Origin of the sequence: Stutzerimonas azotifigens, from assembly GCF_013522725.1 — a bacterium.
Classification (GTDB): Bacteria; Pseudomonadota; Gammaproteobacteria; order Pseudomonadales; family Pseudomonadaceae; genus Stutzerimonas; species Stutzerimonas azotifigens_A.
Genome location: NZ_JAAMRF010000001.1, coordinates 1 through 12,444, shown reverse-complemented (window position 1 = coordinate 12,444; position 12,444 = coordinate 1). Strand labels below are relative to the sequence as shown.

13 protein-coding genes and 1 pseudogene are annotated in these 12,444 nt (G+C 56.0%); 6 read left to right on the top strand and 8 right to left on the bottom strand.

What is annotated here, in order from left to right; translation table 11 throughout:
- Nucleotides 1-71: 71 nt before the first annotated feature.
- From G7026_RS00070 to G7026_RS00045, 6 genes and pseudogenes are all read right to left on the bottom strand, one after another.
- Nucleotides 72-275: pseudogene (locus G7026_RS00070) on the bottom strand (chemotaxis protein); the annotation flags it as partial.
- A gap of 224 nt (nucleotides 276-499) precedes the next feature.
- A complete protein-coding gene (gene hrpB / locus G7026_RS00065; RefSeq protein WP_003292681.1) occupies nucleotides 500-3,025 on the bottom strand; it encodes an ATP-dependent helicase HrpB in 2,526 nt (841 codons plus the stop codon).
- Between the two features lie 212 nt (nucleotides 3,026-3,237).
- A complete protein-coding gene (locus tag G7026_RS00060; protein ID WP_015275580.1) occupies nucleotides 3,238-3,516 on the bottom strand; it encodes a BPSL0761 family protein in 279 nt (92 codons plus the stop codon).
- Nucleotides 3,517-3,589: 73 nt separating this feature from the next.
- Complete coding sequence (locus G7026_RS00055; protein WP_003292679.1) at nucleotides 3,590-4,774, bottom strand: UvrD-helicase domain-containing protein; 1,185 nt, start codon at nucleotides 4,772-4,774, stop codon at nucleotides 3,590-3,592.
- Nucleotides 4,767-6,425 (bottom strand): ATP-dependent nuclease, encoded by a 1,659-nt coding sequence (locus G7026_RS00050; protein ID WP_015275579.1) that lies wholly within the window; start codon nucleotides 6,423-6,425, stop codon nucleotides 4,767-4,769. The genes G7026_RS00055 and G7026_RS00050 overlap by 8 nt, the downstream gene beginning before the upstream one ends.
- A 478-nt stretch (nucleotides 6,426-6,903) precedes the next feature.
- Entirely contained in the window at nucleotides 6,904-7,152 is a 249-nt protein-coding gene (locus G7026_RS00045) for a hypothetical protein (protein WP_101153433.1), read from the bottom strand.
- Between the two features lie 63 nt (nucleotides 7,153-7,215).
- Between G7026_RS00045 and G7026_RS00040 the strand changes: the two genes are divergently transcribed.
- Nucleotides 7,216-7,392, top strand: a complete 177-nt coding sequence (locus G7026_RS00040) for a hypothetical protein (protein ID WP_003292677.1) — start codon at nucleotides 7,216-7,218, stop codon at nucleotides 7,390-7,392.
- Entirely contained in the window at nucleotides 7,389-7,751 is a 363-nt protein-coding gene (tnpC, locus tag G7026_RS00035) for a Tn3 family transposase post-transcriptional regulator TnpC (RefSeq protein ID WP_003292676.1), read from the top strand. The genes G7026_RS00040 and tnpC overlap by 4 nt, the downstream gene beginning before the upstream one ends.
- A gap of 25 nt (nucleotides 7,752-7,776) precedes the next feature.
- Here the strand turns inward: tnpC and G7026_RS00030 are convergent, their stop codons facing one another.
- The gene (locus tag G7026_RS00030) at nucleotides 7,777-8,736 is read right to left on the bottom strand and encodes an arsenic resistance protein (RefSeq protein WP_003292675.1); all 960 of its coding nucleotides are present in this window, start codon (nucleotides 8,734-8,736) and stop codon (nucleotides 7,777-7,779) included.
- Nucleotides 8,737-8,945: 209 nt separating this feature from the next.
- On the opposite strand from G7026_RS00030, the gene G7026_RS00025 reads away from it, so the two are divergent.
- From G7026_RS00025 to G7026_RS00015, 3 genes are read left to right on the top strand one after another with little or no spacing between them, the layout of a single operon-like run.
- Nucleotides 8,946-9,380, top strand: a complete 435-nt coding sequence (locus G7026_RS00025; protein WP_003292674.1) for a disulfide bond formation protein B — start codon at nucleotides 8,946-8,948, stop codon at nucleotides 9,378-9,380.
- Complete coding sequence (locus tag G7026_RS00020; protein WP_008569955.1) at nucleotides 9,377-10,057, top strand: DsbA family protein; 681 nt, start codon at nucleotides 9,377-9,379, stop codon at nucleotides 10,055-10,057. Before G7026_RS00025 ends, G7026_RS00020 begins: the two co-directional genes overlap by 4 nt.
- A gap of 4 nt (nucleotides 10,058-10,061) precedes the next feature.
- Nucleotides 10,062-10,523: a methyltransferase family protein gene (locus tag G7026_RS00015; protein WP_003292672.1), complete on the top strand. Its 462-nt coding sequence runs from the start codon at nucleotides 10,062-10,064 to the stop codon at nucleotides 10,521-10,523.
- 214 nt (nucleotides 10,524-10,737) lie between these two features.
- Here G7026_RS00015 and G7026_RS00010 read toward each other — a convergent pair whose 3' ends face one another.
- The gene (locus G7026_RS00010; protein ID WP_008569956.1) at nucleotides 10,738-11,658 is read right to left on the bottom strand and encodes a cation diffusion facilitator family transporter; all 921 of its coding nucleotides are present in this window, start codon (nucleotides 11,656-11,658) and stop codon (nucleotides 10,738-10,740) included.
- Between the two features lie 377 nt (nucleotides 11,659-12,035).
- Between G7026_RS00010 and G7026_RS00005 the strand changes: the two genes are divergently transcribed.
- A complete protein-coding gene (locus G7026_RS00005; protein ID WP_258190126.1) occupies nucleotides 12,036-12,332 on the top strand; it encodes a hypothetical protein in 297 nt (98 codons plus the stop codon).
- Nucleotides 12,333-12,444: the final 112 nt, after the last annotated feature.

Here is a 12,444-nt window from a genome sequence, read left to right as displayed (position 1 = left end):
GATACAACTCGCTTCACTGCCGAAGCGTCCATAAAGCGCGTGTCTAATGACGACGACGTTTACCGGTCGTTCACTGGGGCGAAAGAGACAATCCGCTCCTGCCCGTGCAAGGTGGCATCCTGAATGCCCGACTCAATCCGTAGGGCTCTGTCCGGATAGATGTCCTTGAGGTTCGTCATCACCTGACCCTTGTCAAGGCTGAAGATCACTTGGCCGTTGTGATCAACCAGGAATGCATGGTCGATGCCGCCAAAGTCCACGACATCTATGATCCTCCACTAGGGTGTCAAGGGTGAACCGTCGCTTAAGTTCCGGAGCACACATTTACAAAGGGCCGAAATCTGCAAAAAACGGGCACGTCGACTCTACGAATGGCAATACGGTAAAACTCGCACGGCCCTAGTACGCCGGTTGACTGGCACACTCAACAGAGAGCCAACCTGCGTTGCTCTCGAGGCAACACTGGGTTCCGGTTCACACGCCCGCATTGAGCAACAGCCTACGATTTTCGCGGCTTAGCTCTAGCTGTAGCCTGGGCCACAAGCGGGTCCTCAGGCCAGTAATGCTTAGGGTACCTACCTCGTAAATCTTTCTTCACTTCCGCGTAGGTATTGCGCCAGAAACTCGCCAGGTCCTGGGTGACCTGCACCGGGCGCTGGGCCGGGGACAGCAGGTGCAGCTTGACGCCCTGACGGCCACCGGCGATGCGCGGAGTGTCGGCGAGGCCGAACAGCTCTTGGAGGCGCACCGCGAGAACCGGCATCTCGTCGCTGTAGTCGAGGCGGATGCGCGAGCCGGAGGGCACTTCCAGCGTACGCGGCGCCAGCTCGTCGAGGCGTTGCGGCAGCGGCCAGGGCAGCAGGCCATGGAGGATGCCGGCGAGGTCGAGGTTGGCGAAATGGCTGAGGCGGCTGACCTTGCCCAGCCAGGGCTGCAGCCACTCCTCCAGGCTGGCCAGAAGCGCCGCGTCGGAGAGGTCTGGCCATTCGCTGCTGCCCGTGTCGGCCAGGTCCAGTCGGCGCAGCAGCGCCACCCGCGCCTGCCACTGGCGCAGCTCCGCACTCCACGGCAGCAGCTCCAGCCCCTTGCGTCGCACCAGACCGAGCAGCGCACGCGAGCGGGCCTCGTCATCCAGTTCGGCAAGGGCTTCGCGGGCCAGCACCAACTCACCCACTTTCACCTGACGTTCGGCGCGCAGCACACCTTCGCGCTCTTCCCAGTCGAGCAGGTCCTGGCACCTTACCTGTTCGGCCAGAGGGCCGTCGAACAGTGCGGGATCAAGGTCGGCCGCGAGATAGATGCGCTCTTCACGCTGGCCCTGGCGGCTACCGAGATCGGCGATCACCAACCAGGGCTCCTTCATCAGCGCATCCGGCTCGCCAAAGGTGGCTGCACGGCCATTGGCCAGCCGATAATCGGCCCCTCCGGCACGACGTTGCTGGGCAATGCGGTCCGGGTAGGCGAACGCCAGCAGGCAGCCGAGCCAGCGCGGGTGATCCGGATCGGCCACCGGCTCGCTGGCCGGGCCACGCAGGTAGGAACGGAACTGCCGCGCCAGCTGGCGAGCACGCTGCACGCCGCCACGAGCGCCACGCGCTGCCTTGTCGTTACCGGCCAGCAAGGCGAGGCGGCTGTGCAGGTCGGCACCGCCACCACGCAGGATGTCGCGCTCGCCCAGTAGGGCGGCGAGGTCACAGGCCAGGCCGCCGAGTCCCAGGGCGTGGCCACGTAACAGCAGGTGGGCAATGCGCGGATGGGCGGGCAGTTCGGCCATGGCCTGGCCATGGCGGGTCAAGTTGCCATCGTCGGCCAGTGCGCCGAGGCGTTGCAGCAGGTCACGGCCCTGGGCGTAGGCAGCCGTGGGCGGCGGATCGAGCCAGGCCAGTTCATTGGGATCACCAATCCCCCAGCGCGCCAGTTGCAACGCCAGTCCGGCAAGGTCGGCCTGGAGGATTTCCGCGCTCCCGTGGGCGGCCAGTTGCTCATGCTGGGCCTCAGACCAGAGCCGGTAGCAGGCACCCGGCTGCAGACGGCCGGCACGGCCGGCACGCTGGGTCGCGGAGGAGCGGGAAATACGCTGGGTGTCCAGGCGAGTCATGCCACTGGCCGGGTCGAAGCGCGGTACACGCTCCAGGCCCGCGTCCACCACCACGCGCACGCCATCGATGGTCAGGCTGGTCTCGGCGATGTTGGTGGCCAGCACCACCTTGCGCTTGCCCGCCGGTGCCGGCTCGATGGCCGCGCGCTGGGCAGCGAGGTCCAGTTCACCGTGGAGCGGGCAGAGCAGGATCTCTGACCGGCCAGCGAGGCGCTCGGCCAACTGCTCGGCGACGCGGCGAATCTCCGCCTGGCCGGGGAGGAACACCAGCAGGCTGCCAGGTTCATCGGCCAGGGCCTGGAGCATGGTCTGTACCACCCGGGGTTCGAGCGCCTCGCCGATCTGACTCGGCCGCCCCCAACGCTGCTCCACCGGATACATGCGACCTTCGCTGCGTACCACAGGCGCCTCGTCCAGCAGGCGCGACAGGCGCTCGCCTTCCAGCGTGGCGGACATCAGCAGCACCTTCAGCGGCGGTTCGTCGCGCAACAACTCACGGCCGTTGAGACACAAGGCCAACGCCAGATCGGCATCGAGACTACGCAGATGATACTCATCAAATATGAGCAGCCCAACGCCATCTAGGGCAGGATCGTCTTGAAGCCGACGAGTAAGAATGCCTTCAGTCACTACTTCAATTCGAGTCTGTGGTCCGACCTTACTCTCCAAGCGAATTCGATAGCCGACTGTTTGCCCAACGCTTTCTCCCAGCTCGCTCGCCAGTCGCTCAGCTGCGGCTCTGGCAGCTAGTCGACGTGGTTCGAGCATGACAATAGTCTGGTCGGCCAGCCAAGGCTCTTCCAGCAGCGCTATTGGTACTCGCGTTGTTTTGCCTGCCCCCGGCGCTGCCTCAAGTACAACTTCATTACGTGCAGACAAGGCATCTCTTAAAGCGGGCAAAACAGATTCAATCGGCAACAAACTCATGATGGCTCCTAGCTGAGCCACCAATTATAGATACGAGGGAAGCTGTTACGGCACGGCGGTATGTCAATCACGCCCAGTGCACGGCTCCCTTCGGGCCGCTCAGAGATAAACGGGGCCTATTTAAACGGCATGATGGACATCAAGGCCACAGCCAGCATCTGCCCCTTGAACACCTGACGAGGGGGATCCTCTTGCCAGTGTTGCGCCCCGGCTCAGCTGGCTCCGTGATCCGAAAACATCGGATCATTTAACAGCCAGCTGACTAACACCGGATGTAGAGGTCCATGCTTGTCGGCCAATAGGGAAAGCTCTTGCTTGGATCGCTCTTCCACTCGACCAGCCAACCAGACGGCTTCTGCTGTCGGGTAATGCCGAAGTAGATTATTTGCTTGGTACCGTACGTTTTCAGGAAGGCTCGTGTCCCTAGCCAGCTCCTGTAGGAAGTCCCGTGTTTGAACAACGCTACGGGTGCGCTCATGGGCCATCGTCATGGTATTGCTCCTGAAATGTCCGCGGGGAGAGGCGGCTTCTCGTCACTCAACATGAGTCGTCAGCCTCTCCGCCTCACTTTTCGATCACTGCATTGAGCGCGCCAGAGCCATCCCATATGGGGTAAGGGAGCCCTTTCACCTTCTTATCCTCGACGAGGAAGGCCAGGCTATAGCGCGCGCGGGTAATCGCGACGTATAGCTTGTTTCGCGACTCCTCCGTCTTATCCTTGTCGAACACTTTGGCATTTCCGCCAATGAACTTCAGATGTTTATCTGACGGGATCACAAGCACTCGATCAAAGCCTAAGCCTTTGCAGGAACCGAACGTATAACAGATAAGGTTACCCGGTAGGTATCCAGTGCCGGTGGTGGACGACCAGCGCAGTACTTGAGGCTGAAACGCTGCCAAGTAATCGCTCACCTGAGATTGTTTCACTATGAAGGTGCCATGGTGATGCGATATTTCGTCTGGCACTTTCTCGACACCTGTTACCGTCTTGTCATACAGCCCCAGGTGGATCGTGTCGGAGAGGTCGCAGATTTCTTGTATGCACCTGCGATTCTTCGGCATCGAATGCTTTTCGAACTTCATTTTCCCGACGAAGTAATCGACCTTCTGTTGAGGCGTCTGCGGAGCCTTATGGCCGAACGTCGTTGTGTAGATTGTCTGTCGAAAGTCGCCCACACAACAGATCGAGTCGACCATGACCTTGTTGAGTGATTTGATCACGTCGTAGTCCCAACCGACCAAATCCTGCACTTCATCAAAATAGACCCTTTGATAAATCTCCTTCAACCGCTTGGCAGGGGCATTTTTGGATAGTTTCGCAATGAGGGTCGCAAGCTTTGCCAAAAACCCGGAGTACGCCTTTGTTTTGCAGGGCGTCAGGTAATGCAGTGGATTGATCGTGCCATCTTCCGATTTTTCAGCTCTGCCTTCAATGTAGTAGGTTGTACCTGATATTAAGTGAGGGTTGTTCTCAGTGAACGAGATAGTCGTGATCCGATCTGGAAATACCTCGCTCTGATAGGGACGCACCATATCTTCCAGGTAAAAAGAGAACAGCCCCTTGACGACGAAGTGCTCACTGCTAGCACCGTACAACTCAACAAAACGAGAGCGCAACTCTGCCTGATTATTGGTTGTATAGGTGACTACAAGCACACGTCCACCAGCCTTGATGGTCTCAATGGCTTCAGTAATGATCTTGTGCGTTTTCCCTGATCCGGCGCCTGCGACCCAGAGTTCGTTAGGCAAAATCGAGCACCTCGTCTAGAAAGGCTGGGTACTTGAAGTCCAGTGCGCCATCGAACAGTTTGACCGCAGAGTCGACCTTGCGAGCGCCTTTACCGTTGCCCTTTACGCTCTTGAACCAACGGATCAAATTTTCCCTTCGATCCTCCAGAGAGACCTCTGCGTTGTAGATATTGAAGGTTTCCGTCGACAAGACTTCCTTTGCGAAAGCGTCAAGGGTTTTAATGTCAACTGCGTTGGCATAAATCATCGCTGGCTCAAGCGAAAATTCGGCGTCGTTCATCGACGAGTACAGCTTGATGTTAGGAAACGCAGCGTATTCCAGACGTCCTTGTACAACGTTACCGTTATAGTCGCCGTCATTATCCCTGAGCACATGGATCTTGGTGCCGATCTCTTTACCGACTTCGATGAACGTCTTGAAACCTACACCGCGTACCACGATGATATCTATCCCGTCCTGCTCAGGCAGTCGGTTGTGTTTTCGTTGGTAGATTTTCTTGAGCACCAGTTCGTCCGACGGCCCCTCGACCAGGATGACCTTGCCCGACAGTGCCACCCGCAAGGTGTCGTAGCCAGGAAGACGCTTGAGGGTCTTCACCACTTTAGCGTCTAGCGTGTGCAGCCTTTTGTACCCTGACTGCACAAGGCAAATTTTGTCGATACTCAGCTTGTTCAACACATACGAGCTGTGGGTGGTCAGGAACAGCTGCTTGTCTCCTCGCTGGGTTTCGATGTAGTGCACAAGCTTGTTCAGATTGGTGTGAGATAGATGATTTTCGGGCTCTTCCATCATCACCAGATCGATGTCGTGGGATTTGTTCTGAATGGCCAGTTTAATCTGCACATTGCTCTGTTCACCCTTGCCGATGAGGTGAAAAGGCACATCATCGACCTCAAGCTGTAGGCCGGTCTGGATGGAGCCCGCAGGTAACGTACTTGCTGCAATGGTGAGCTTGCTATCGGTGATAAGGTGACCCGCATCAAGGCTGGCATTGACCGTCCTGACCTCCCCGGAGTTGTTAAACACCTGCAGGTTTTCACGATAATTGAGGGTCAGCTTGACGAGCTCTTCCTTCGCCAATGCGGTGTTGAGAATGCTCGAAATGTACTGGTTCTTCCCCATGGTTGGGTGGATACGTGTGGGGTCGATGTACAGCGCCTTAAACTTCTTAGCGATCGGTTTTATCGGATTCCAACCGAAATCGAGCCATTCCACCTTATAGAATTCGATCGGAATGCTGGTGATGTTCGGCTTGGTCAGCAGGTGGCTCTCGTATACGGCCTCCAGCGACGGGTCGAAACAGGCTTGTACCAAGACGCCCTGGGCGTCAGCCTTGAGGCTGTTGTTCGAGCCTCGGTACTCAGGCACACCGTCAATGTAGGCTTCGATGATAAGGCTGGGCAGGTGCTTGGAGCTCAAGTCAGAGGCGAGAAACCGCGTGACGGCATCCTGATTGAAAAGATCAGGGGAGAACTCGCCGTTGAAGGGCCGTCCACGATGATTGTAATTGAGCACAATTTCTAACGCTTCCAAGATTGTGCTTTTACCAGCATTGTTGTCGCCGACGAAAATATTGACGTCGTCGTTGAATTCTAGAAGTTCGTCGCGAAATTTTTTGAAGTTGATCAGCTTGATGGCTTTAACGTGCACTCTAAATCCCTCTAGGCATCGCTTGATAATGGCGTATTACCATGGCAAATGAACCGTACCTTGGGTGGTGTGTGCTGTCCATATGGCTATCAGCTGAAGACGAACGTCTAGAGCAGTTTTGAATCACCTCGAGTGCCGTGGTCACATCTAATGCCTGCTTTTGGCCCAGAGTGTGTAAAAACGCTTCGTCAAAATTGAAGTGCGCGCGTCTACGTGAAATCTGAAATTTTTCGGCACCTCAGCAGATGTGGATTTCGCCCAGATGCGCGATTTCCAGTCCGGTTTTGAGTACCTGTCGCGCTCGAAAACGTTTTTACACAGCCTCGGCCGATTGCAGCCGGTGACGACAGGCACCTGTCGGCCAAAAGCTGCCTGTCGTTGAGTGCAATTTTTGACTCATGGCTGCCAGCAACGGCAGCAGTTAAAATGCTCAGAGACGATCACTCAACGAGCAATAGACCTAGTTTGTTCGACCGAGCTAGATTAGTAAAAGCTCTTTCACTTTTTGCTTGATTTCAGCAGGGCTTTCTTCAAATCCGTATTTACCGGCATTATCTTTAGAAGAGTTATATCCCAAGAAATAACCATTGTATTGAAAGTAGTTAGTGTCAATTTTTCGCCTGCTTGGCTTGCCTTTTTCCAGCATATCCAGAAGCGTTTTTAAGTGTGAGCGTGTTAGCCAGAATTTTAGAAGTAATCCGCTCCCTAGCACTTCAGTGCCGATCATTGGAGCTGCTTGAAAGCCCAAGGCCTAGCTCAGGGCTAGTCGTCTACACCAGTTCCGCTATGTATGCTGAAGGGGGCCCAACCACTCTACCTGACCAGCAACCTCAAGCGCTTCGGCGAATTCAACCTCAAGCTAAACCGGCCACCGGAGCCCTGGATCAAGGACTCGGTGTTCCAACAAGCTGCCGGCTCGCTGCGGGTGATCAGACCTAGCCAGCTAGATACCGAGAAAACGCCATGATCAACATTCCTCCCGCATCCTTCCGCCTTACACCGTACGGCGAAGTGGACGCCGTGGCGTTGGAAAACCTGCGCGACAGCTTCGACACCTCTCAACTGCTCCGGCTGGTTGATCGCTTGGACGTCTGCTTGGTGGAACTGGGTGGAATCACCTCCATTCGCGACGAGCTACTGAGATTGCATGCGATGGCTCTGACGATAGTTGAGGGCATCGCTCTTACGGTGCCTGCCGAGAGTGCTTGTATCTGGACAGAAGCCCAATCTCTACAGATGGATCTTGAGGCACTGGTTTCTTGGGCGCGCTCCGCTCAGCTCATCATTGCGCCGCTGATCAATCTTGCTCCACAGCACGAGGCATGAGCGCTCTCGCCGATTTCGACGAGGCTCAACTGTTTCTGACCATGGCTGGAATCGCCCGTAAGTAGATCAATTCACCAATCAGTTCTACGAGTGTCTGAGTAATCACAGCCGCCGCGGCCAGCGCGCGAATGGACTCCGGGAGCGCTAGGGCCAGGGGAAGCACTACAAGCGAGTTGCGAGTGCCTGAGCTAAAGGCCACTGCCCGTGCGGCAGAAGCCTCCAAGCCAAATAGCCGGGAGCTGAGTACGCCGAGGGCCGGAGCGAGTAGTAGAAACGCTCCGTATACCGGAAGCAACGGCGCCAGGATGTCGAGTTGGTACACGACAGCCGCGATCTGCGAACCCACCACCACGATTAGAACCAGGGCCATTGCAGGCACTGGCAGCCAGGCCCAACCTGCGCTCCATGCGCGAAGCAGCAGAGATCGGCGTCCGCCAAATTCGGTGAGCACAGCCGCTACCAAGGGTAGGACGATCAGTAACAGGAAGGCTTCTGCGAAGGGCCACAGCTCGATCACTGTGCCGGCTTCGGGGCCAAGGATTAGCCGCAAGTAGAGGGGCAGCAGCAGAAGCTGGAGCAACAGCAGCAATGGCGTCGCCGCGAGCACCAGACGAGAGTCCCCTTTGCCCAGGTGGGTGAAGACCACCACGTAATCGATACAAGGCGTCAGCAGGACAAGCAGCGCGCCGACCAACAAGGCCTTGTTCGATGAGAGCGGCCACGTCACCAGCCACACCATCAATGGCACCAATAGGAAGTTGGCCAGCAACAAGGCACCGACGAAGCGGCGGTTGGCAAAAGCTTCTCGCAGCTCCAAAAAAGGAATCTGCAGAAACATGGCATACATCAGCACGGCAATCGCCGGTGTGATGGCCATGGCCGTCAGTCCGGTGAATTGCGCAGAGCTCAGGCCTGCAATGGCAGCGGCCACCACCGCCGCGAAATAAAATGCTATCTGGTGTTCTTCCAGCCAGTCCCGCGACATCTGATATCTTCCCTTGTTGCGCAAGGGCGACATTCTCCCACTGGCATCGGATTTAACCCAGCGTTGAGGCTGGTTGCTTTTCGCTTTGCCGTTGGGCGAAGTCCGCAACGGTCCTAACAAGTCCTGCCGATAAGAGGATGCATGATGTTTCGAAATAACTGGATGGCGGGTCTGAGGCAAGTGCTCGCCATCGCCAGGAGTTAACCGCAATGAATCCTCAACCTTCAGGCATGCCCTGGAACCTGCTGCTGCTAACCTGGCTGGTCGCACTGGTATCGACCCTGTCCGCGCTGTTCATTGGTGAGGTGATGGGCCAGGCACCCTGCGTGTTGTGCTGGTTCCAGCGTGCCTTCATGTTTCCGCTGGCGGTGATCCTGGCCATCGCCTGCTACCGCTCGGATTTCACCGTCTGGCACTATGCCCTGCCGCTGACCGCTATCGGTGCGGCACTGGCATTTGTTCACACGCTGCTCTATGCAGGGCTGATTCCACAGCCGATCCAGCCCTGCACGGCCACTGGTCCATCCTGCTCAGGCGCCGGAATGACCCTCTTCGGCGTGGTGCCCCTGCCGGCACTCGCCTTGTTCGCTTTTATCCTTATCGCCATCCTGCTCATAATCATCCGTCGGAGAACCACCCCATGAATCGCCGTTCCGTGGTCCTGATCGTCAGTGTCGTGATCCTGGCCGTCTTTGCTGCCGCCGCATTCTTCTATTCCCCCTCGCAATCGCCTCAACAGGCCCAGGCTCCCGGTTCGACAGCCCAAGAGACCGCGACACAACCCAAACAGAACGGCGGCCAGTTGGTTCGCTTCCACTCACCAGTGTTCGGCCCGGCGCAAGCGCCAGTGACCATCGTCGAATTCTTTGACCCTTCCTGCGAGGCATGCCGCGCCTTCCACCCCTATGTGAAGCAGATCCTCGCCGAGAACCCGGAAGACGTGCGTTTGGTGCTGCGCTATGTACTGTTCCATCAAGGCTCCGAAGAGGTGGCGCGAATGCTGGAGGCGGCGCGTAAGCAAAATCTCCATGAACAAGTGTTGGGGGCTGTGCTGGAAGCCCAACCCGGTTGGCACGACGACCCCAAGGTAACGCAGGCATGGGCTGCTGCAGAGCGCGTCGGTTTGAACTTGGAACAGGCCCGCCAGGACATGCATACGCCTGGCGTCAACGCCGTGCTGGAAACGGACATGCAGGACGTTAAAGCCGTTGGGGTTCGTGGCACGCCGACTTTTTTTGTCAATGGTCGTGCGCTCAGCGAGTTTGGCCCGGAGCCGCTGCGCCAGTTGGTGAACAGCGAAGTGGCCAAGGCACGAGAATGACACTATGAGCGCGCTGGAAAACCGCGTGCCACCGCTGCTCGTGGCCGGCCTGATCGCTGTGCTGATGGGTTTGTCGGGAACCAAATTGCCGGGTTTCGAACTGGCATGGACCGCGCGCCTGACCTTCGCTTTGCCAATACTGCTCCTGGGGCTCGGCGTGTGCCTCGCCGGCGTCCTGTCGTTTCGCCGCGCGCGTACTACGGTTAATCCATTGCAGCCGCAGCAGGCTTCTGCATTAGTGGAGGCTGGCATCTACCGGTACAGCCGCAACCCCATGTACTTAGGCTTTGCCATTATCCTGGCGGCTTGGGCGCTGGTCTTGGCCTCGCCTCTAACCCTGCTTGGCGTAGTTGCTTTCGTGCTGTACATGAACCGTTTCCAGATCCCAGCCGAAGAGTGGGCGCTGGAAACATTGTTCGGCGAATCATTTGCCCGCTACCGTGCACGAGTCCGCCGCTGGCTCTGAGCGTCCGCGGCGGTAGCGACTGGCGGGGCTTGCTCGTCGCGGCAGCCTGCCGAAGGTGCCACGACCTAGCCTGATCTCCTCGTGACGAGCTGCTTTGGCCACATGCCGCTAGCATGTCTCTGGTCGAAGACATAGCGCCAACGAGTGATGTCGCAAGTTCACTCCGTTGATATCGAGATAACTGTCTAGCAACAGCGGTGAGCGCAAAGCAGGCTTATGCTTCGCTGCGATGACTGTCGGCCTGCCTGGTGTCGATACAAACACTGCCGTCTAGCTCCATTTCAAGTGTCGAGTGGCTGACTTTGAATCGCTCATGAAGTACACGTTTTAAATCAGTCTTCACTCGTTCAATTTCGGGCAGGCTAGCCTTCTTGATGACAACGTGAGCTTCCAATGCAGTTGAATGTTCGGCAATTTCCCAGACATGTACGTGGTGAACACTCACAACGTCGTCCACTTGCTCCATGACATTGATTATATCAGTGATGGAAACTCCTTCTGGTGCGCCCTCCATTAACAAGTGAATGGTTTTAGGTAGCATGCTAAAGCCCTGCCATAGCACGTAACCAGCAATCATCAGCGTCAGTACAGTATCTGTCCAATACCAGTCATACAGAAGGATTAATGTTCCGGCAATAATAACACCGACGGAGGCCAGCGCATCCGACACATTGTGCAAGAATGCCGCCTTTATATTCATGCTATTCTTAGACATTGTGTAGGTGAGCAAGGCCGTGACGACATCTACAATCAAGGCTATTCCCGCCACCACGACCACTGTCCATCCTTCAATGGGCTGTGGGGCAAAAAACCGACCTATAGCTTCGTAGATGAGGTAGAGACCAACGATAATCAGCGTGACCAAGTTAATCAAAGCCGCTATGGTTTCACTGCGTCGGTAGCCGAAGGTTTTAAAAGCATCTGGCGGTTTGCGACCGATTTTACGTGCGATGAGCGCAATAACCAGTGATGCGGCATCGCTCAAGTTATGTAGCGCGTCAGCTATGAGCGATAAACTGCCAGAAAGTATTCCTCCAACAACTTGTGCCAGAGTTAGCACAGTATTAACGCCAATGGCAGCGATTAAACGCTTATCGCCTATGGCTTCGGTGTTATGGTTATGTTCGTGAGCCATTGGTTTTTAACCGTCCTTAAATAACATAAGACAAGGATAGGGAGCCCAAAAAAGTAATAGATAATACTAGCACCAATACCATCTGGCCTTCCAAACCACACTGACAGAAATGCGACCACTCTCAAGCGAGTTCGTGCATTATCGTCTGAAACTTGCCGATAACTGGCCGATCCCTCTCAAACGTTAAACGACGTTGCTCGCTAATGATAGATGATGCGGCGTCAATCCGAAGATGACAAAATTGTAATCTTCCAATCATTCTTTTCGTAGGATAGGCCCTTGCAGATTGGTGCGCCTCGGTGCTGACATGACGAAGCAAGGCGCTCATGTCACCGCGCAATGGAAGCATTACATTTCAATAATGTAATGCTTGGCTCATGCTGCTGTTAACTTCAATCACGCAAAATTCATTCGAACCTGCAGGGCTCAGCGAGAAAGCTCAGCAAGCCACCTTTGAATTTAGCGAGGACTGCCCTATGAATCTGTTGAAAGCTATTGTTGTTGGTTTGGTAATCTGCGGCTCCGCATTGTCTTATGCAGAAGATGGTTACGACCGCTCAATTAAATTTAATGAAAAATTCCGAGCAGATCAAAAACGAATTCACGGAACCGAATCCGCCAAACGAAAAATAGACGAATTACAGATTAAGGATACCCGCCGACGTCTCCCCTGATTTGAGTAGCGCTCAGCTTTAGAGTCCAATCCCAGTAACCAGGAGATTGGACATGAAGAAGCGTTTCACTGAAGAGCAAATCATTGGCTTTCTACGCGAAGCCGAGGCTGGG